A 20,382-nucleotide genomic window follows, 5' to 3' on the forward strand; every position below is an offset into this window, starting at 1 on the left:
GTGCCCGGCCTCGAGACAGTACTGCACGGCGAACCGGCTGGCGCCGAACAAAGCGAGGGCTGGAGCGCGGAATCGCCGCGCCTGCAGCGGATATCGCGTCTATAGAGGGCATGTATCCAGACAAGCCGCGTGATAGCCGCGCGCCGCCAGAACTACTTCGGCACGACGTCGATCACGTCGCATCCGCGGTGTTTTCACGCAGTCCGCGACCGCCGATCGGTCGCAATCGACGCCCCATTCCGAACCGCATGGACTTCAGGGAATCAGTACCGGTTTGACGACGTCTCCGCGACGCACGGCGTCCTCGGCCTCGTTGATCTCGGCCAGCGGGTATGTGCGGATGAGTTCATCGAACGGGAACTCTCCAGCCTGCCAAAGCCCTATCAGCCGTGGAATGAACAGCTGTGGAACGGCATCGCCCTCGACGATGCCCTTCACGGTCCGGCCGACCGCCAGCAGCGTCGGGTCGATTATCAGGTCGCCCTGCAGGGCGCCGATCAAGCCGCAAACGCCCCCCGGATGCAGCGCATCGATCGCGGTCCGAATCACCGCCGGCACGCCGGTCGTGTCGACTGCGTAATCCGCGCCCTGCGTGGCCTGCCGCAGCCGGTCGCCGAGATCATCGGCACGGCCGTCGAAAGTATGGGTCGCACCGTATTTCGCGGCGAGTTCGAGTCGACCCGGATTGAGATCAACCGCGACGATGGTTTCGGCCCGGGCGGCCTTCGCCGCCATAATCGCCGCCAGACCCACCGCGCCGGCACCGAAGACGACGATGCTGGAACCCGGCTCGACCCGCAACGACTCGAGCACCGCGCCCGCGCCGGTCTGAAAGCCGCAGCCGAGCGGCCCGAGCAGGTGCAGCGGCAGATCCTTGTCCACCTTCACGACGTTGCGGGCCGCGACCACCGTGCACGTCGCGAACGTGGACTGGCCGAACCACCGGGCCGAGACCTCCGCGCCCGCAGCGTCTTTCGCATTGGTCGTGCCGTCTGTGCGGCGGCCCGACAGATTCCGCGGAAAGAAGGTGGCGCAATAGGCCGGGTGTCCGGACTCACAGGTCCGGCAACTGCCGCACGAATCGAACGAAATCACCACATGATCACCGACCTCGAGTTCGGTGACCCCGTCCCCGACGGCTACGACGGCCCCCGAACCCTCGTGCCCGAGGACGATAGGTAGCGGGAGGCCCGGCGCCACCCGTGGCAACAGGTCGGTATGGCACAACCCGACCCCGGCGATGCGAACAGTTACTTCACCCGGCCCGGGTTCGTCGAGGGTGATCGCCTCGATCGTGAACGGCTCTTTGGGCTCTCGGAGCACAGCAGCGATGGACTGGATCATTACGCCTCCACGTTGGTCAGGAATTCCGCATTGTGTTCGCCGAGTCCGGGCGGCGCCCCGACTCCGGCATTGGTGAAGGTGGAGTAGCGAGCCGGGGTGCGGATCAGTCTCAGTTCGCCTTCGCCCTCCCCCACGGTCATGGCAAGCTCGTTCTCCGCGAACAGCTCGGTGGCGACCACCTGCCTCCAGTTGTATGCCAGGGTGGCCATCAGTCCCGCGGCGTGAAGCAGTCCGACCCATTCGGCGGCGGTGCGCGCGGACAGCGAGTTCTCGAGCTCGGCCTTCAGGTCTTCGAAGTTCATCGACCGCAGCCGCTGATCGGCGAACCGTTCGTCGGTGACCAGCTCCGGCCGCCCGATTACTTCACAGAGTTTCGCCCAGTGCTTCGGGACATAGGCGGAGAGCACCAGGAAGCCGTCGGCGGCCCGGAACGCTTCCGAGGGCTGGGTAGCAAAGGCAACCTTCTTGCGCGGCTTGCCATCCCGCTCGGGTTCGAGCTTCTCCGGCTGCGGCACTGCGGTTTTCGGCGCCTTGTTCAGATGCAGAGTGAGCTGATTGGCCTGCAGACTGACGGCCACGTCGTACATGGCGACTCGGACGATGTCGGCGACGCCGTGCCGCTCCCGGTTCAGCAGCGCGGCCAGTACCGCTTGGGCCAGCACATGGCCGCTGGCGCCGTCGACCAGCTGGAACGGAATGATCTGCGGCCCGCCGTCGGGTCGGCGCAAACCAGTGGTCATGCCCGCCTCGGCCTGCACCATCAGATCCAGGCCCGGCCGCCCACTGTGCGGGCCGTTCCCGCCGTAGGCCGACAACCGCGCGTAGACCAAACCCGGATTGCGCGACCGCAATTCATCGGGGCCGAGACCCAGCTTCTCCATCACGCCCGGCCGGAAGGCTTCCAGGACCACATCCGCGGTGTCGGCCAGACGCAGGACCGCATCCTTGCCCTCGGGCGTCCCCAGGTCCACCATCACCGACTTCTTCCCGCGGTTGTTCGGCAGGAAGTAGGCCGCCAGCGGCGGCCGGCCCGGTACCACCGAGGTGATGCGGCGCGCCGCTTCACCGCCCGGGGCCTCGATCTTGATCACTTCCGCGCCCAGGTCCACCAGGACCTGACCGGCCAGCGGACCTGCCACGTTCTGGGTGAAATCCAGAACCCGGAAACCGTCGAGCGGGCGGGGAGCGTCGGTGCGCGGCATGGCTTGAACCTTCCATAACGTAATCTATGGTGTTGTCAACACCATAACTCACACTATGGTCGGAGTCCAGGAACACCGCCGAAAGGAACCAGCGCATGTCAGATCCGTCACCTGCCGCAACCCTGCAGCGCCGCGGCGCGGTCGCGATCATTACCCTCAACCGGCCCGACGCCCTCAACGCCGTCAACGGCGCCCTGTCCACCGCTGTCGGCACAGCGCTCGAGGATTTCGGCCATGATCCCGAGCTACAGGTTGCGGTGATCACCGGAGCCGGTCGCGCGTTCTGCGCGGGCGCCGATCTCAAGGCCCTCGCCGCCGGCGACCGCATTCACGCGGAGGGACACGAAGAGTGGGGCTTCGCGGGCCTGGTCAAACACTTCGTCAGCAAACCGATCATTGCCGCGGTCAACGGATTCGCACTCGGCGGCGGCACGGAGATCATGCTGGCCTGCGACCTGGCCGTGCTGAGCGAGGACGCGAAACTCGGTCTGCCTGAGGTCAAACGGGGACTCGCGGCTGCGGCGGGCGGACTGTTGCGGTTGCCACGGCAAATACCGCTCAAACTCGCCCTCGAGGTTGCCCTCACCGGTGCACCGATCGGCGCAGCGACCGCGGCCCGGTGGGGATTGGTCAATCGGGTAGTACCCGCCGACGAGGTGCTCGCCACCGCGGTTGGTTTGGCCGAACAGATCGCCACGAACGCCCCGCTGTCGGTGCGCGCGAGCAAACGCGTCATCTACCGCGCCGCAGACTTCGGCGCGGACTTCAGCGACGAACTGTGGGAGATGAACGCCGACGAACTGCGCGCGGTGTTCCGCAGCGCAGACGCCAAGGAAGGCCCGCAGGCATTCGCCGAGAAGCGCGCCCCCCGGTGGCAAGGCAAGTAAGGAGTAGGAAACCCATGCAACGCAACATTTTCGAGGCCGAACACAACCTGTTTCGCGACTCGTTCCGAAAATTCCTCGACCAGCATGTCGCCCCGCATCACGAACGCTGGGAACAGCAGAAGATCGTCGACCGGGAAGTCTGGATCGAAGCCGGCAAGCAGGGGTTCCTTGGCACGGCCGTGCCTGAGCAGTACGGGGGCGGCGGCGTATCGGACTTCCGTTATAACGCGATCATCGCCGAAGAGCTGGCCAACGGCGGATACAGCGGCTTGTCGTTCCCTCTGCACAACGACATCGTCGCCCCCTACCTGCTGGACCTGGCCAGTGATGAGCAGAAGAAGCGCTGGTTGCCGGGATTCTGCTCTGGCAAGATCATCACCGCTATCGCGATGACCGAGCCGGGATGCGGAAGCGACCTGCAGGGCATCAAGACTCGCGCCGTACTCGACGGAGACCATTGGATCCTCAACGGCGCCAAGACCTTCATCACCAGCGGCATCAACTCCGACCTCGTTCTCGTTGTCGCGCAAACCGATCCAGGCCAGGGTGCCAAAAGCTTCAGTATCCTCGCGGTCGAACGCGGCATGCCGGGATTCGAGCGAGGCCGCCATCTCGACAAGATCGGTATGCCCGCCCAGGACACTGCCGAACTCAGCTTCACCGACGTCCGCGTCCCCACCGACAATCTGCTCGGCGAACGCGGCCAAGGCTTCTACTACCTCATGCGCAACCTGCCGCAGGAGCGACTGTCGATCGCTGTGACCGCCGCGGCGTCGATGGAAGCATCCCTGGCCACCACCATCGAATACGTCCGTAGCCGTCAGGCATTCGGCAAACCCATCGGCGCCCTTCAGAACACCCGCTTCGCCCTGGCCGAACTCGCCACCGAGACAATGGCGGTGCGGGTGCTGGTAGACCGCTTCATCACCGAACTCAACGCCGGCACTCTCACCGCAGATGAAGCCGCCATGGCCAAGCTCTATGCCACCGAGGCCCAGGTGAAACTCATCGACCGTTGCCTGCAACTACACGGCGGCTACGGCTATATGCGCGAGTACAAGATCGCGAAAGCCTATCTCGACGCACGCATCCAGACCATCTATGGCGGCACCAGCGAAATCATGCGCGAAATCATCAGTCGCGCAATGCGATTGACTTGAGCTGCCAGTCGGGGCGGCTCGTGCATCATGCTCGCCGCGGCGGCGCCGACAGTGGCGAACGCCGATCCCGGCCCGGGTCAGCCGGGTGGCGCGGCGCCTGCCCAGCAGTGCCCGCCTCCGCCCGGCAGCCAGCTGGGTCCGCCTCCGCAAGATGGCCAAGGACAGCCCCCGCAGGGCCCCCAGCCGGACGGGCAACCTCCGCAGTGCCCACAGGCCAACTGATAGTGGCCTGCACGGCACCGGGAATCCCTGTGCCGTGCAGGTAGTGCCGAACTCATGGGCACAGCGACCTGGTCGGCGGCCCCAATTGTGCTCTGCCGTTGCGCATCAGCGTGGTGAAGCGGGAAGGCGGACCGTGAATTCGCTTCGGCCTGGCTCACTTTCGAGGGTTATGGTGCCATGGTGCGCCTTGACCACGGCGGCGACTGTCGGCAGCTCGGCGTAGTGGCCAACCGTTGTCGACGACGCACCGGGCCAGCCGTAACCGGCCCAGTTCCGACAGCGGGGCATTACGGTGGGACACGAAGACCTCCGATAGTGAATGCGTTCCTAGACAGCTCGCACTTCACTCGGAGGTCTTCGTCATGTCAGCTCGCCACGCCGTCACCAACGTCCATGGTCAGTACACCTAGACCTTGGCGTGCGAATAGACCAGCCGGACGAACTCGTCGAGTAGTACCGCGAAATCGTCCTGATGTCCGGCCGCCGCGAGCTGTTGATACCCGACAAGCATCGCCATTCCGAGCGAGGTGATCGCTTTGGCACTGCTCTTGTCGCCGGTGACGCCGCCGACAGCCTTCTGAACCGTCTTACGTCGCGCATCGTCGACACGGCGCTGCACAGCGCGCACGGAATCGTCGTTTGCGCCCCAGGCCCGGATGGCAGCCTCGGCGCCATGCTGCAACCCCAGCGTCAGTCTCCGCAGCTTGTCGATATCGGAATCCGGCGTGCCTGTGCCGAATTCCATATCCCGCAGGATCACCACCTGCCGGTTCTCCCAGAATTCCAGCAGGGCGTCGACGTAACCCTGCCAACTGCCGAAATGGTGATAGAACGAGCCGCTGGTCACGCCCAATCCGTTGACGAGAACGCGGATGTTGAGGCCCTTGAAGCCGGACTGAGCCAGGATCTCGAGCCCGTACTCGAAGTACTGCTCCTTGTTCACCACACGTGACATGCAATCACCGTACCGTAGCTCATCCTATTGTCCGCCCTTCCCATGAACCATAACATGCTCTATGGTGTGGTCCATGGAATACGTCTATGACAGACTGTTCATCGGCGGCCACTGGGTCCCGCCGTCCTCGACACAGATCCTCACCGTCACCTGTGCTGCCACCGAAGATCCGATCGGCCAGGTGCCCGAGGGCACGCCCACCGATGTCGACAACGCCGTCGCCGCCGCCCGCCGGGCCTTCGACGCCCCCTCCGGGTGGTCCATGTGGCCCGCATCCGAGCGAGCATCCGTGCTGATCCGGTTCGCAGACGAAATCGACCGGCGACGAGATGAATTCGTGCGTCGCGTTGCCCTGCAGAACGGCATGCCGGTGACCGTCGGTCGCCGCACCGAGGGCGCCGCGCCCTCCGCGCTGCTGCGGTACTACGCCGACCTGATCGGACGGACCCCCGCCGAGGAACAACGTCCATCGCTCGTCACAGGCACTACGGTGGTGCGCCGCGAACCGATCGGCGTGGTCGCGGCGATCGTGCCATGGAACTATCCGCAGACGCTGACGTTCTTCAAACTGGCGCCCGCGCTCGCGGCGGGCTGCACGGTCGTTCTCAAGCCTGCACCCGAGACCGTGCTCGACGCCTTCCTGCTGGCCGAAGCCGCAGAGGCCGCCGAACTGCCGCCGGGCGTACTCAATATCGTCACCGGTGGCGGCGCGGTCGGGGCACACCTGGTCGCACATCCGGACGTGGACAAGGTGGCGTTCACCGGGTCCACCGCCGCCGGCCGGGCCATCGCGGAACAATGCGCGCGACTGCTGCGCCCCGTCACGCTCGAACTCGGCGGCAAGTCCGCTGCGATCGTGATCGACGACGCCGACCTCGAACAGGCCGGGCGCGAACTGTTCAACGCGACCCTGCTCAACCAGGGCCAGACCTGCTATCTGAGTACGCGAATCCTTGCACCCGACAACCGTTATGACGATGTGGTCGACGCTTTCACCGCGATGGCCGAGGCACTGCCGGTCGGCGATCCACTCGATCGAGCCACACTGATCGGGCCGCTCGCCACGGCTCGTCAGCGCAGCACTGTCGAGCGCTACATCGCCACAGGCAAGGCTGAGGGTGGTCGGGTCACCACCGGAGGTGTTCGACCACAGCACCTTCCACGCGGATGGTACGTGCAGCCAACGGTTTTCGCCGATGTCGACAATTCCGCGACCATCGCACGGGAAGAGATCTTCGGGCCCGTCCTGTCGATAATCCGCTACCGCGACGTAGACGACGCCGTCCGGATCGCCAACGACTCGGAGTACGGCCTCGCCGGCACTGTGTGGACCGCGGACACCGAGCGAGGCCTCGAGGTCGCACGACGGATCCGCACCGGCAGCTTGGGCGTCAACTGCTTCACCTTCGATTTCGGCGCCCCGTTCGGCGGCGTCAAGAACAGCGGGATCGGGCGCGAACTCGGCCCGGAGGGCTTGACCGCCTTCCAGCAGCCGAAATCCATCTATCTGCCCGCCTGACCAGGAGAAATTCATGACCGCCAGCGAAACCCACACTCGGCCCTACCATTACATCGATCTATCTTCGAAGGCGTTCTGGTCGAAAACCGCCCGCGAACGGGAGGAGTCCTTCGCCGAACTGCGCGCCGACGCCCCGGTCAGCTGGCAGCCACAGGTCGAGGACCCGTGGATGCCCGAGGACATCCCCGGTTACTGGGCGGTGGTTCGGCACGCCGACATCATCGAGGTGAGCCGACGCAACGATGTGTTCGTCTCGGGCCAGGGCGTGACCTTCGAGAATCTCCCGCCGGATGTGCTTCGTGGTTCCCAGTCGATCCTCGCCATGGATCCGCCCGACCACACCAAACAGCGCAAGATCATCAGCGCCGCCTTCACTCCCAAGCAGGTCCAGCGGATCGCGGATCAGATCGACGCCAACGCGCGCGACATCGTCGGCGACATCGCCCGGAAGGGCGAGGCGGACATGGTCAAGGATGTCGCCGCAGTCCTCCCCATGCGCACGGTGTGCGACATGATCGGCGTCGACAAGTCCGACCAGCTCGATGTCGCACACGCTGCCGAGATCATTACCGGTTGGAACGATCCGGACGTGCGCGGCGGTCGCGACCGATCCGAGGCACTGGCCGAAGTCGGTTGGTTCCTCACGAAACTCGGCCGCCGCTTGGCGCGGGAACGCCGCGAGGACCCCCGCGACGACCTGATGTCCGCGCTGGCCAATACCGAAGTCGACGGCGAACGACTCGACGACGTCGAGCTGTCGTCATTCTTCACCCTGCTCTGCGTCGCCGGAACCGATACCACTCGCCAGACCGCCGCGCATGCGGTCAAGGCGCTCACCGACTTCCCCGAGCAGCGGACCTGGCTGATGGAGGACTTCGACGGCCGGATCAAGAGCGCCATCGAGGAGTTCGTGCGCTGGGCCTCACCGGTCATGACGTTCAAGCGAACCTGCGTGCAGGACTACGAGCTCGCCGGGCAGCTGATCAGGGCCGGCGAGAAGGTCGTGATGTTCTATCCGTCCGGCAACTGGGACACCATGGTGTTCACTGACCCGCACATCTTCGATTTGTCCCGCGATCCGAACCCGCACCTCGGATTCGGCGGCGGCGGCGCGCATTTCTGCCTCGGCAACCAGGTCGCCAAGACCCAGCTGCGAGCACTGTTCCGCGAATTGCTCACCCGCATACCAGATTTCAAGGCAGGCGAACCGATCATGCTGGCGGGCAACTTCATTCACGGCATCAAGTCGATGCCGATCACCTTCACGCCCGAGCAGTGAGTCCTGCCGCGCGCCCTGGGCCCATCACCGCACCATAGAAGATCAGGAGCAAGATCCATGGCATCGACGTTCGCTGCCGCGTCCGCCACGCTGTGTCAGGCGTTCCAGGCCACGGTCGCCCGCGATCCGCACGCCGTCGCAGTCCGCACGACGGGCAACGCCACCACCCTCACCTTCGCTGAATGGGGCGAACAGGTTGAGGCGATGGCCGCCGGGCTGGCCGGGCTCGGCGTCGGCCGCGAGGACACGGTCGCGCTGATGATGACCAATCGGCCCGAGTTCTATCCCGCCGATGTCGCCGTCCAGCACCTGGGCGCGGCAGCGTTCTCGGTGTACAACACCAATGCACCCGAGCAGATCGGGTACGCGCTCGCCGATTCCGCGGCGAAGGTCGTGATCTGCGAGTCCCAGTACCTGCCCAACATCAGGGCAGGGCTCGCGGGCACGAAGGTCGAACACCTTGTGTGCATCGACGGCGAGCACGCCGACACCATGACGATCGACCAGCTGATTGCGCGACGAGAGCCCGAGTTCGACTTCGAAAAGTCGTGGCGCGCAGTACAACCCGGTGACATCGCCACGCTGATCTACACCTCGGGCACTACCGGCGATCCCAAGGGGGTGCAGATCACCCACGCCAACATGATCGCAATGATCGATGGGGTCGAACAGATCTGGGCCTCCGACCCGGCCGACCGCGTCATCTCCTTCCTTCCCTCCGCGCATATCGCCGACCGGGTAGCGGCGCTGTACCACCTGATGGTCGTCGGAAATCAGGTCACCACGGTCTCCGACCGCCGGGACTTCGCAGCCGCACTCACCGATGTCCACCCGACCATTTTCGGTGCGGTCCCACAAATCTGGCAGAAGCTCAAGGCGACGATCGAAGCCGAACTCAGCGAGTCGACCGGCGTGAAATCCGCAGTCGCCCAGTGGGCGCTCAGGGCGGGCCGGCGGGTATCCGATGCCGAACTCGACAATCGTGCTGCCGGGCCCGTGGACCGGGCCCAGTACGCGGTCGCGGACACGCTGGTGCTATCGAAACTGCGTGCGGCCGTGGGTCTGGATTCGCTGAAACTGGCCGTATCGGCCGCCGCTCCCCTCGCCGAGGAGTTCGTGCGGTTCTTCAACGGCATCGGCATCCCCCTCTGCGACGGATGGGGCATGTCGGAATTGGCGGGGATCATCACCATGAGCCCCAAAGGGCAAGTGCGTGCGGGCACCGTCGGCCGTGCGGTACCGGGCGCGGACATCGCGATCGCGGAAGACGGCGAGGTCCTCGTCCGCGGCCCGATGGCAATGAAGAGCTATCTGAACAAGCCCGAACAGACCAGGGAAACAGTCGATCCCGACGGCTGGGTGCATACCGGCGATATCGGGCGCCTCGATGCCGATGGTTACCTTTCGATCATCGACCGCAAGAAGGAACTCATCATCAACGCGGGCGGAAAGAATATGTCCCCGACGAATATCGAAAACCATGTCAAGGCATTCTCCCCGTTGATCGCCCAAGCCGTCGCAATCGGCAACAACCGCAAATACAACGTGGCTCTGATTGTGCTGGACCCTGACGCGGTCGCCCCGTTGTGCGCCAAGACCGGACTACCGGTCGACCCGGAGATCCTTGCGAAATCGGCTGAGGTACTGCGGGAAATCGATCTCGCGGTGGCAGCCGCCAACGGCAAGCTGGCGCGCGTCGAGCAGATCAAGAAGTACACGATTGTCCCGGAATTCTGGCAGCCGGGAAGCGACGTCCTCACTCCGACCCTCAAGCTGCGCCGCCGCCCGATCGACCAGCGCTATGCGGCGATCATCGACGCCATGTACGAGTGAGGACCAGCCCGATGCCACTCCGCCCAGCCCCCAAACAGGCGCGCGCCAAGCAGACGCGGTTGCGCCTGCTCGAGTCGGCCGTCGATCGTCTCGCCGAAAACGGCTGGGCTGCAACCACGGTCGCGGACATCTCCAAACACGCCCAGGCCACTCGCGGAGCAGCCGGGTACTACTTCCCCACCCGGGCCGATCTCGTGACCGCGGCGGTCGCCGAGATCGTCGAATCCCGCATGCTCGACATCGTCGAGGCCGCCCGCTCGATCGATACCGACGAGCCCGACGGACTTCGAACCGTCGTCCGATACTTATTCGACGCGTTCGCATCACCTCTATTCAAGGCCGCGCTGCATCTGGTGGTCGCGGCAGTCGGCGATCACGACCTGCGCCACGACGTGACGACGCTTCAGAAGCGGATAGGCCGGGCCACACACACCGCTGCGGCCTCCGCCTTGAATGTGGACGATTCCGATCCGGCCACGCATCGCCTTGTGCAGGCCACCCTCGACCTAGCTCGTGGATTGGCGCTGGCCGATCTACTCACCGATGACACCGAACGCCGTCACAGCATCGCTGACCAGTGGGCGGCCTCCCTCGAATCGTCGGTCCTCCGGCGGCCAACATCAACCAGGAACCCGCCGGAGCCTTCCAACCCTTGATCGGCACGTACTCCAAGGAGCCAACAATGACCACATTCGCCCCCGGCGCACGCCTGGCCGAGCACCTCAACGGCCACGGACCCGAGATCACAACCTTATCGCCCGCCACCGGAAATCCACTGGCCCGGCTGCGCCAATCGAATGCGAGCGACATCCGCGATGTCTTCGCCAAAGCCCGTAGGGCACAAATCGATTGGAGCTCCCTGCCCGCTCGGAAACGGGCGAAGATCTTCCGCGCCGCCCACGACTTGATCTTGGCCAACACCGAGCTGATCGATGTCGTCCAGGCCGAGACAGGCAAGTCACGCAATAGCGCGTTCGAGGAAACAATCGACATCGCCGGCGTCGCGCTGTATTACGGTCGCCACGCACGGCGATTCTTGGCCCCACGCCGACGCGCAGGCGCGATCCCCCTCGCCACACGCACCCGGGAGCTGCGCCAGCCCAAGGGCGTTGTCGCGATCATCTCGCCCTGGAACTACCCGCTGTCGCTCGGCGCAGGCGACGTGATACCAGCCCTGCTGGCCGGCAATGCTGTTGTTCACAAGCCGGATACGCAGACCGCCCTCACCGCACTGGCCGCTCGCGACCTCTTCGTGCAGGCCGGTTTGCCAGCAGATCTCTGGCAGATCGTGATCGGCGAACCCGCCGAGTTGAGCGAGCCACTGATCGACAACGCCGACCACATCTGTTTCACCGGTTCCTCGGCCGCGGGCCGGCGTATCGCCGAAGCCGCCGCCCGGCGCCTGATCGGCTGCACCCTCGAACTCGGCGGCAAGAATCCCATGTTGGTACTCGAAGATGCGGACATCGAAAAGGCCGCCAAAGGCGCCGCACGCGCCTGCTTCTCGACCACTGGCCAACTCTGCTTGTCGATCGAACGGATATATGTCGCCGACAAGATCTACGACAAGTTCCTCGACCGATTCGTTGCCAACACCCGCAACCTCACCCTGGGGTCCGGATTCGGATTCGACTACGACATCGGCACGCTCACCCTGCAGCGCCAGTTCGACCGAGTGAACGAGCACGTCGAGGACGCTCGCGCCAATGGTGCCACTGTGCGTGCCGGCGGCCGACCACGCCCCGACCTCGGACCGTGGTTCTACGAGCCCACGATCCTGACCGGCGTAACTCCCGCCGTAAGGCTTTACTCCGAAGAGACCTTCGGCCCAGTTGTCTCGGTGTACCCCTTCCGTACCGAGGCCGAGGCCATCGCCCTCGCCAACGGCACCGAATACGGCCTCAACGCCAGCATCTGGTCCCGGGACACCCGCCGTGCTCACCGAATCGCCCAGCAGATCCAGTGTGGCACAGTCAATATCAATGAAGGCTATGGATCCGCCTACACCTCGAACGACGCCCCCATGGGCGGGATGAAGGCTTCAGGCCAAGGCCGCCGGCACGGCGAGCACGGTCTGCTCGAGTACACCGAACTCCAGACCATCGCCAGCCAGCATCTGATCGGCTTCGACCCGCTGCCAGGAATCAGCATCGAAAAGAACGCGCGTCTGCTCACAGCCTTGTACAAGACCATGAAGTTGCTGCACATCAAGTGATCCCATCTCAGCCGGCTGTCCATTTCGTGCATGTCGGGGCGCCGGGAGAAGCCATGCGGTGACAGTCCGGGACGCTCGGCAGAGCCGGCGGTCCGGGCTATCTCGACCAGCCCGGCCCGCGTTGCGGCCCAACAGCATTCCCGAGCACGCAAGGGAATATGTTGTGGCGGAAGGTGATTCCGCAAATTTCGGACTGCACGGCCACTACCGGTGAGTGCGCATCGGTTGCGATCACCGCACCGCCCGCCCCGGCCATGCTCGATGTCGCGGACCCCCTTCAGCCTGATGCCGCCAAAGCAGCCGCCGATGCAATCGGCTCCGTCTGTGACCGCTGCCGCGCGACATCGGCGAACACCGCACGCGAATCGCGAGTCCAGGCCCCACGGTAGGTCCACCATTCGCAGAAGGGTTGATTTATTTGCGCCCCCGCAAGTATATTTCGACCACCCAAAACGAAAGGTTGGACCGATGGACAAGCCGTATCGCGTCATCATCTGGGGCCCTGGGGAGGTCGGTGGGCACGTGCTCGCGGAGGCATCGAAACGCGAAGACATCGAGATCGTGGGTGTCCGTGTCTTCAGCGAGGCGAAGGAGGGCCTCACCGTCGGAGAGCTGGTCGGCGATGGCGTCTACGGCGTGGCAGCAACACGTTCGATCGAAGATATTGTGTCCCTCGAGGCCGACTGCGTGATCTTGACGCCAGCCGCGTCCTCCATCTGGGGCTCATTGGACGACGACGTCATCGCACTCCTCGAGTCCGGCAAGAACGTCATCTCGACGGTCGCTTACCACAACGTCGCACGGGAGAATTGGACGTCAGGAAGCAGGGCAACGGCTGAACGGCTCGAGCAAGCCTGCACCACAGGCAACGCCTCCCTTCTTGGTACGGGGATTCATCCGTCGTTCATGGCGGAACGTCTCGCAGTAACGATGTCGCAAGCTCTCCTGCGGGTTGATCATCTCCGTGTCGTCGAGGCGTTGGACTTCAGTTCCGCGCCCGAAGGGATGTGGGGTGGGCTCGACGTGATCGGATTCGGCACGGATCCGACAGGACCGTCCGACGATTTGCTCGTCTCCCGTATCGGGGATCTCTATTACTCCGACCTCGCCGCCAACATGGGCCAACAGCTGTTTGGCGCAGATCCAGCCGAGATCAAGATCGAGTCCCACCTGGAGCGTATCCCCGCCGTCGCCGACGTCGAAGCCGGAGGCGTGCTTATCCGGGCAGGACAGACCGCCGTCCTGCATCTCGTGCACCGCGCCTTCGTAGGCGATCACCACTACTTCACGAACGAAGAGTGCTGGTACGTCGGAACGGACAACGCCTTCCGCGCCAACGAACCCTTCGGTGGATGGAATCAGGGCATGCTGTGCTACACCATCGAAATCGAGGGCCGTCCAACCACGCTGCGGTCACAGATCGAGCTGGAGATCACCGAAATGTTCAACCCCGTAACCGGGGCCTCCGTCCGGGTGATTCTGGACGCGCTGCCCGCAGTCTGCGCAGCTGAACCGGGGATCCTAATCGACGACGTTCGAACGCACGTCCGGCTCGACCCCCGCGTTCACCACGTCGGCTAACGGGCGACACCCATGTCAGCTGCTGGACCTGAGGATGCGTGTCAGTACCTCGACGACGTCGACAATCTCGTCGCTGAAATCCACTCGATCTCGTGCCAGCAGCCACTCGTAGGAGATACCGACCACCGAGCGGACGATCCAGCGGGCCGCGCGCGATGCGTCGACGTCAGCCCGAATCGACCCGTCAGCGACGCCCGCCTCGACCATCGCGCCCAAGACCTCCGTGATCCGCTCGATCCAACCTTTCATGTGGGGGCGCAGGTCGGCCGCGCCGCCGGCAGCGTCGAATCCAATCGCGAAGAACGCAAACAATAGGTCGGGATCTTCGTCATGCAAGCGCCTCAGCTCCGACAGTCGTCCCAGGAGACGTTCCCACCCAGATCGCCCATCGACCGAATCGGCAGCGAGCAGATCCTCGAGAGGAAGTGCCACCAGGGTCTCGACCAGCTGTTGCTTGGATCCGAAACGAACCCGAACCATTTCGCGGCTGTATCCGGCGCGTTCCGCAATCTGCGTCGCGGTCGTCTCCGACGGCCCACGCTCGGCGATGAGCTCCACGGCTGCACGCATCAACCGGCTGCTCGACTCGGCGACCCGTTGCTTGTGGGATCGGCGTCCGGGCGGTGCACTCATACGCCGAATCCTAGTCGGTGACGACTGAGCGTCCGTTGGATCGTCTTCCATATCACTCTTCGAATTCTTCACTCCAGGAACGGAACATCATGCAGATAAAAGGAGCGCACGTCCTCGTCACCGGCGCGGGTCGCGGCATCGGACTCACGCTGGCCACTCGTTTCGCGGAAGCCGGCGCAGACGTGACACTGGTGGCCAGGAGTGCTGACGAACTCGCACGTGCCGCCGAGAAGATCGGTGGGCGAGCCCATCCCACCGACCTCACCGATCGCGTTCGTATGGCGAACTTCGTCGCCGATATCGAAAGCGTCTCCAGGCCTATCGACATCCTTGTCAACAACGCCGCCGACGAGTGTGTAGGTCGATTCGACCAGATGACCGCCGACACGCTGCGCTTCATCATCGACCTCAACGTATGGGCCGGCGCAGAACTCACACGCCAAGTCCTTCCCCGCATGATCCAGCGGCGATCAGGCCACATTGTCAGCGTGTCGTCTTACGCCGGCGTCGTGATACCACCCTCGTTGGCGACCTACGCCGCCACCAAAGCCTTTGTCACACATCACACTGCGAATCTCCGGGCCGAATTGCGCGGATCAGGCATCGGATTCACGACTGTCGAACTGGGCGAGGTCGCCGACACCGGGCTGATGACCAAAGGGAGGACAGACCCAGAACTCTCTGCACTCTTCGACACGCTCTACAAGATTCGGCTGAGTCGGCTGATCACTCCCGACGAGATCGCCGATCACACGCTGCGTGCCGTGGAGAAGAATCGGCCCCATGTCCGCCTCCCCCGCCGACTCGCTGGAGCAGCCGCGTTGCCTGATTTCGCGCGCGCGGCAACGGCGGCTATTGCGAGACGAACTCGCGCATCGTCGTAAGCAGACCGAGGTCCGTGCCCGAGAGGTTGCTGCGGGACATCGAAGGGCGGTGACCACCGGCGCGGTTCGACTGGGATGAGCCGGCGCTGGTCGGTAAACAGCGCTGACTGCGGGTGGGCGCGACAAAGTTTGCCGGGGCGCGCGCTCGGCCAGACCGGGGTCGTCTGGTCGACGCCGGTCGGCTTCGACCAGGCCACCAAATCCGTTGCCGCCAAAACGATTTCCGGCCACGCTGCGCCGCAGCGCCGCGGTGACACGTCAGGTTACACAGTCCACTCGCCTTCAGTTGACGACGCGGGTTTCACAACTGTTACCGCCTCGGCCGTCGTGACATCGACGCCGGTGAAGTCGATGATGACATCCGGTCGCCGGTCGGTCAGTTCAGTGAGCGTCTCGAATGTGGTCTCGATGCCAACCGCCTCGGCGCGCTTCCGGGCGGCGGGATCGGGGTCGACGGCTAGTACCGCCGCCCCCAGCCATGCGGCCACCTGCGCACCGTTCGACCCGAGGCCGCCCAGGCCGACGATTGCCACCGTGGTATCCGCCGTGACCGACGCGGTGGGTTTGACGGCGTGGTAGGCAGTGGCGATCGCATCGGCGGCAACTGCGGCTTGCCAAATGCCTGCGGCTTTGACCTGAGCCTGCCCGGGGCCCGGTTCCACCTCCGGGCGTTCGATCTGCACCAGGCGCTGGCCAGGCCCGCGGAACTGCTATGCAGCAGTACTCATTGCGTTGCTTCAACCATCGTCATTGCATTTGTCGATATGCCGATTTGAACAGACACAGTGTCAACTTATTGTGGAATCATCCGAGGATGAGGGGCATATGCCACGTTAAGAGTGGCATAATGCCACCATGCCTCGAAGTTCCCCGCAGACCGCTCGTCTGGTTCACGTGCTCGAGATGCTCGCCGCGTCGGGAGAGAGCGGGCGCACTCTCGCGGAGCTGTCCCGGTCGCTGGGGGTCGACAAAGCGACCTGTCGACCGATGTTGGTCGAGTTGACGAACTCCGGATATCTCGTGCGCAACTCGCGCAGCCGCACCTTCCATCTCGGCCCACGGTTGGTCGAAATCGGGCGCGCCGCGGAACACGCCGTCAATGTCGTCGATCTGGCTCGGAACGCGCTCTCCGCACTCGCCGATCGCGTTGGCATCTGCACAATGGCGATCACCCCCTCGGCCGACGATCTGATCATCGCCGACGTTGTCCCGCCCGCCAATGGGACAACACGGTCGCGCCGCGCTCTCGGGCTGCGTGTCGGAGACCGAGTCGCCTACCGTCCCCCACTGGGCGCAATCATTGCGGCGTCCGCGGCGCCGGCGGACTTCCAACGATGGTGTGACTATGTGCCGCCGCACGACTCGGACTACCGAGACCTGCTCAACGAGACAATCACGGCTACCCGCTCCCGAGGCTTCGGCGTCGAGCAGTTCCCGCCATCCCCCGACGAACTGGCCACCGTGCTCGAGAACAGCGCCGGCGGGCAGTGGGGCGCCTCCCGTGCGGTAGTCCTAGATGATCAGGTGGCTCACTTGCCAGCGGACGTGATGGTCGGCGCCATCGCTCCAGACCAGGACTATTGGCCCTTCTCCATCTCTGCCGTGGTACTTGACGGCAGTGGTGCGGTCGCCACGACGCTCTGCCTCGTCGACCCCGAAGTGCCGATGACGGGCCATCGTATTCTCGAGCTCGGCAAGGCTGTCGTTGCCGCCGCACAGGACGTCAGTGATCAACTCTGCTCGACGATGCCGCACCGCTAGTGCCATGTCCGGAAAATTTGGTTCAGTAAGCGGAACCCTCGGCGCTACAGCTGGGGCGCTGCGTGCGACGGAACAGCCCGAGCACAGCTCGCTGATCAACCTGACCCACTGTCATCTTGGCGCTGCTGGTCACGGTCCGAGGAACAGTTGTTCGCACGGCAGGCGCGGCAGCAGCCGATAGTCGTCGATGGTGTCGCGTATCAATTCGATTGTGCACCAATGCTTTCGCCTCCAATCGTGGATCAAGTTGCGTACTGCCGTCGCGGTGGCCCGGTAGTCGAAGACCACGCCGGCAAGCCAGATTCGCACGTGGACATCGCCTTCCGGCGGGAACCATCCTTTGGTGGTCATGGCCGGTCGCCATCCCCAGGCATTACCGTGTCGACCTTTCCGGATGAGGCACTAGACGGGTTGGTGGCTGATTGGACCACCGATGCCCTCGAACACCCAGAAGCGGGGTGTCCGAGGGCTTCGGCAAGGATGTAACCATTACTTTCGCATCTTCAGCCGAGGCAAATGGACGCCGCGATCACGCAAGACCCTCGAACCGGTCCTCAAACGGCATCCAGATGACTTATGGCCGTGTGGGCCCCGGAACGATGCCCGGACGATCGACGCTAGGCCCTACTCCCAAGTAGGGAGCATCGCGTCGACGTACCGTGCGCCGTGCCCACCGGTGGGCAGGATCTCAGCAATTCGCCCGAGGTCAGCTTCGGTCAGGATCAAATTCGCAGCACCAACGTTCTCTTCGACCCGTTTGGAGCTACGAGTTCCCGGGATAGGCACGATGTCGTCTCCCTGTGCCAGCAGCCAGGCGAGAGCGAGCTGCGCGACGGTTGCACCTTTGGACTCGGCAAGCTCGGTCAGAAGGCGAACAGATTCGACGTTCCTTTCGAAGTTGCCGGGTTGCCAACGAGGATCGAACCGACGCATGTCATCCTCGGCGTACTCTTCGGCAGGCTTAGCGGTACCGGTGATGAAACCACGCCCGAGCGGCGAGTAGGCGACGAAGCCGATGCCGAGCTCACGCAACGTGGGGAAGAGTTGCTCGACGTCACGCTCAAAAATGGAGTACTCGGTCTGCAGAACCGAAACCGGGTGCACAGCGTGAGCACGGCGGATAATCGTTTCGCCAGCTTCGCTGAGGCCGAAATACTTGACCTTGCCAGCCTCGACGAACTCCTTGACCGTGCCGGCTACGTCTTCGATCGGCACATCAGGGTCGACCCGGTGCTGGTAGAGGACATCGATGTGGTCCACCCCGAGGTAACGCAGGCTGTTTTCGACGACTTCCCGGATGTGTTCCGGCCTGCTGTCCACGCCCAGGTGGGGAGGGGTGAAACCGAACTTGGTGGCGATCACCACCTCGTCACGGAAGCCCCTGACCGCCTTACCGACAATCTTCTCGTTCTCGCCCCATCCGTACATCTCTGCCGTGTCGAAAAGCGTGACCCCCAGGTCGTAGGCGCGACGAATGGCGTCGATGCCGCCCTCCTCGTCGGCCGACCCGTATGCCACAGAGATGCCCATCGAACCGTAACCGATCGCTGAGGTAGTCAGCCCCTCGTTCCCAAGAGTGCGCTGCTGCATGAGATGTCCTTTCGTCGTCGATAGTGTGTCATTGCACGCCTTCCATGACAGCCTACGCCCACTATGGCAGTCTCTGCCATACGTGACGGAGTATGCAGTATCGTGGATCCGTGACGCATTCACAGAAAACGACCCGCAAGCAGGTGGCAATCCGCGACCGCGCACGGGCCGCGATGCGCACCGAGATTGCCGAACAGGCCATCGAGCTGTTCGATCAGCGCGGCTTCGACCGGACGACAGTCGACGACATTGCCGAGGCAACCGAGATCTCCCCGCGGACCTTCTTCCGCTACTTCACTTCCAAGGAAGAGGTCATCTTCGGGGACCTTCTGCCCCTTGGAGAGGCGGTTCGCGATGCACTTGCAGCGCGGCCACCGCAGGAGCCTTGCTGGCAGGCACTTCGAGCATCCCTCGACGTCTTCGTCGAACTGGCTGAGGCCGACATCCCGAAGGCCCTTCGAACGACTCGGGTTGCGTCGAGCACTCCCGGGTTACGTGCCCGAAATCTCGAGAAACACAACGACTGGGCAGAGTTCCTGACACCCCTTGCCGAGTCCCGGATCGACAACAGTCTTGATACCCACACGGCCGCCAAAGCCCTCGTTCACAGTGCCCTCGCATGCCTCGACGTGGCACTGAATGCATGGGCTGCCGGCGAGGGTTCAAAACAGCTCGGGGAGCTTCTGGACGTAGCCTTCGAGGCCGTCGGCAACTGGCAAAGACCCTGAACCTGAGATCAGCTGATCGACCACTTCTGAGGTTCAGGATGCGTCAACCAGTCCGCCAAGGTATCAACGGTGATCGGAAGGCTCGCCGCTACTCCGCTCCGCGGAGCTGAGTGGACGGAACAGCCCGAGCGCAGCTCGCAGATCAACACGAGCCACTGGAGTCTTGGCGCTGCGGGTCACGGGCCGAGGAACAATCGTTCGTACGGCAGGCGCGGCAGCAGCCGACAGTTGTCGATTGTGTCGCGCATCAATTCGATTGTGCACCAACGCTTTTTCCTCCAATCGTGGATCAAGTTGGGTACTGCCATTGCGGCGGACGCGTAGTCGAGGACCACGTCGGCCAGCCAAATTCGCACGTGGACATCACCTTCGGGCGGGAACGTGCCGTCCGGCAGCCGCCTCATCGGTGAAACAATCCGATCCGGATCCTCGACCACCTCGTTGAACTGCACGCCGCGCGTACGACCGCGCCGAGTACTTGTCCAGAGTGTCCCCGTCGAGCTTCCACCGAGCGGAGATCAGTTCGGCGGAGATGCCCTGGTTGACCAAGCCGTTCGGGTAAGCGTTTCCGCTAACGGCGGTAATCATC

At 64.0% G+C, this 20,382-nt stretch carries 19 protein-coding genes and 2 pseudogenes; 11 read left to right on the forward strand and 10 right to left on the reverse strand.

The features are described from left to right. Positions 1–255: 255 nt before the first annotated feature. The 3 genes and pseudogenes from ACFXN1_RS20740 to ACFXN1_RS20750 all read right to left on the reverse strand — a co-directional run bounded on the left by ACFXN1_RS20740 (position 256) and on the right by ACFXN1_RS20750 (position 2,546). Positions 256–882 (reverse strand): zinc-binding dehydrogenase, encoded by a 627-nt coding sequence (locus ACFXN1_RS20740; RefSeq protein ID WP_379438046.1) that lies wholly within the window; start codon positions 880–882, stop codon positions 256–258. Positions 883–888: 6 nt separating this feature from the next. After that, positions 889–1,344, reverse strand: a pseudogene (locus tag ACFXN1_RS20745) (alcohol dehydrogenase catalytic domain-containing protein); the annotation flags it as partial. Continuing rightward, positions 1,344–2,546 carry a CoA transferase gene (locus tag ACFXN1_RS20750; RefSeq protein WP_379438019.1) on the reverse strand — a complete coding sequence of 401 codons (1,203 nt, stop codon included), beginning with the start codon at positions 2,544–2,546 and terminating at the stop codon, positions 1,344–1,346. The gene ACFXN1_RS20750 and the pseudogene ACFXN1_RS20745, both read right to left, overlap by 1 nt. A 95-nt stretch (positions 2,547–2,641) precedes the next feature. Here ACFXN1_RS20750 and ACFXN1_RS20755 point away from each other — a divergent pair, with 95 nt between their 5' ends. Continuing rightward, the gene (locus ACFXN1_RS20755; RefSeq protein ID WP_379438017.1) at positions 2,642–3,433 is read left to right on the forward strand and encodes a crotonase/enoyl-CoA hydratase family protein; all 792 of its coding nucleotides are present in this window, start codon (positions 2,642–2,644) and stop codon (positions 3,431–3,433) included. A 14-nt stretch (positions 3,434–3,447) separates the two neighbouring features. Continuing rightward, positions 3,448–4,593 (forward strand): acyl-CoA dehydrogenase family protein, encoded by a 1,146-nt coding sequence (locus tag ACFXN1_RS20760; RefSeq protein ID WP_379438015.1) that lies wholly within the window; start codon positions 3,448–3,450, stop codon positions 4,591–4,593. A gap of 427 nt (positions 4,594–5,020) precedes the next feature. Here the strand turns inward: ACFXN1_RS20760 and ACFXN1_RS20765 are convergent. Together ACFXN1_RS20765 and ACFXN1_RS20770 are read right to left on the reverse strand one after the other, a co-directional pair. Further along, a pseudogene (locus ACFXN1_RS20765) lies at positions 5,021–5,116 on the reverse strand (IS481 family transposase); the annotation flags it as partial. A 105-nt stretch (positions 5,117–5,221) separates the two neighbouring features. Next, a complete protein-coding gene (locus tag ACFXN1_RS20770) occupies positions 5,222–5,770 on the reverse strand; it encodes a TetR/AcrR family transcriptional regulator (protein ID WP_379438014.1) in 549 nt (182 codons plus the stop codon). 73 nt (positions 5,771–5,843) lie between these two features. Here ACFXN1_RS20770 and ACFXN1_RS20775 point away from each other — a divergent pair, with 73 nt between their 5' ends. From ACFXN1_RS20775 to ACFXN1_RS20800, 6 genes are all read left to right on the forward strand, one after another. Beyond that, positions 5,844–7,289, forward strand: coding sequence for an aldehyde dehydrogenase (locus ACFXN1_RS20775; protein ID WP_379438013.1), 1,446 nt, complete (start codon positions 5,844–5,846; stop codon positions 7,287–7,289). A 13-nt stretch (positions 7,290–7,302) separates the two neighbouring features. Then, the gene (locus ACFXN1_RS20780; RefSeq protein ID WP_379438012.1) at positions 7,303–8,568 is read left to right on the forward strand and encodes a cytochrome P450; all 1,266 of its coding nucleotides are present in this window, start codon (positions 7,303–7,305) and stop codon (positions 8,566–8,568) included. A gap of 57 nt (positions 8,569–8,625) precedes the next feature. After that, positions 8,626–10,401: an AMP-dependent synthetase/ligase gene (locus ACFXN1_RS20785; RefSeq protein ID WP_379438011.1), complete on the forward strand. Its 1,776-nt coding sequence runs from the start codon at positions 8,626–8,628 to the stop codon at positions 10,399–10,401. 11 nt (positions 10,402–10,412) lie between these two features. Then, positions 10,413–11,057, forward strand: a complete 645-nt coding sequence (locus ACFXN1_RS20790) for a TetR/AcrR family transcriptional regulator (protein ID WP_379438010.1) — start codon at positions 10,413–10,415, stop codon at positions 11,055–11,057. A 26-nt stretch (positions 11,058–11,083) separates the two neighbouring features. Continuing rightward, the gene (locus tag ACFXN1_RS20795; RefSeq protein WP_379438009.1) at positions 11,084–12,616 is read left to right on the forward strand and encodes a succinic semialdehyde dehydrogenase; all 1,533 of its coding nucleotides are present in this window, start codon (positions 11,084–11,086) and stop codon (positions 12,614–12,616) included. Between the two features lie 468 nt (positions 12,617–13,084). Beyond that, complete coding sequence (locus tag ACFXN1_RS20800) at positions 13,085–14,197, forward strand: hypothetical protein (protein ID WP_379438008.1); 1,113 nt, start codon at positions 13,085–13,087, stop codon at positions 14,195–14,197. A gap of 15 nt (positions 14,198–14,212) precedes the next feature. Here the strand turns inward: ACFXN1_RS20800 and ACFXN1_RS20805 are convergent, their stop codons facing one another. Then, positions 14,213–14,830 (reverse strand): TetR/AcrR family transcriptional regulator, encoded by a 618-nt coding sequence (locus ACFXN1_RS20805; protein ID WP_379438007.1) that lies wholly within the window; start codon positions 14,828–14,830, stop codon positions 14,213–14,215. 89 nt (positions 14,831–14,919) lie between these two features. Between ACFXN1_RS20805 and ACFXN1_RS20810 the strand changes: the two genes are divergently transcribed. Further along, positions 14,920–15,714 carry an SDR family NAD(P)-dependent oxidoreductase gene (locus tag ACFXN1_RS20810; RefSeq protein ID WP_379438006.1) on the forward strand — a complete coding sequence of 265 codons (795 nt, stop codon included), beginning with the start codon at positions 14,920–14,922 and terminating at the stop codon, positions 15,712–15,714. Between the two features lie 263 nt (positions 15,715–15,977). Here ACFXN1_RS20810 and ACFXN1_RS20815 read toward each other — a convergent pair whose 3' ends face one another. Beyond that, complete coding sequence (locus tag ACFXN1_RS20815; protein ID WP_379438005.1) at positions 15,978–16,397, reverse strand: zinc-binding dehydrogenase; 420 nt, start codon at positions 16,395–16,397, stop codon at positions 15,978–15,980. Positions 16,398–16,569: 172 nt separating this feature from the next. Here ACFXN1_RS20815 and ACFXN1_RS20820 point away from each other — a divergent pair, with 172 nt between their 5' ends. Next, positions 16,570–17,475, forward strand: coding sequence for a helix-turn-helix domain-containing protein (locus ACFXN1_RS20820; RefSeq protein ID WP_379438004.1), 906 nt, complete (start codon positions 16,570–16,572; stop codon positions 17,473–17,475). A 129-nt stretch (positions 17,476–17,604) separates the two neighbouring features. Here the strand turns inward: ACFXN1_RS20820 and ACFXN1_RS20825 are convergent, their stop codons facing one another. Both ACFXN1_RS20825 and ACFXN1_RS20830 read right to left on the reverse strand, forming a co-directional pair. Continuing rightward, on the reverse strand, positions 17,605–17,826 hold the full coding sequence (locus ACFXN1_RS20825) for a hypothetical protein (RefSeq protein ID WP_379438003.1): 222 nt from the start codon (positions 17,824–17,826) through the stop codon (positions 17,605–17,607). A 273-nt stretch (positions 17,827–18,099) separates the two neighbouring features. After that, a complete protein-coding gene (locus ACFXN1_RS20830; RefSeq protein WP_379438002.1) occupies positions 18,100–19,065 on the reverse strand; it encodes an aldo/keto reductase in 966 nt (321 codons plus the stop codon). Between the two features lie 110 nt (positions 19,066–19,175). Between ACFXN1_RS20830 and ACFXN1_RS20835 the strand changes: the two genes are divergently transcribed. Next, entirely contained in the window at positions 19,176–19,793 is a 618-nt protein-coding gene (locus ACFXN1_RS20835; protein WP_379438001.1) for a TetR family transcriptional regulator, read from the forward strand. Positions 19,794–19,969: 176 nt separating this feature from the next. On the opposite strand, the gene ACFXN1_RS20840 is transcribed toward ACFXN1_RS20835, so the two are convergent. Further along, positions 19,970–20,245, reverse strand: a complete 276-nt coding sequence (locus ACFXN1_RS20840; protein ID WP_379438049.1) for a hypothetical protein — start codon at positions 20,243–20,245, stop codon at positions 19,970–19,972. Positions 20,246–20,382: the final 137 nt, after the last annotated feature.

Origin of the sequence: Nocardia sp. NPDC059154 (assembly GCF_042755705.1) — a bacterium.
Lineage (GTDB): Bacteria > Actinomycetota > Actinomycetes > Mycobacteriales > Mycobacteriaceae > Nocardia.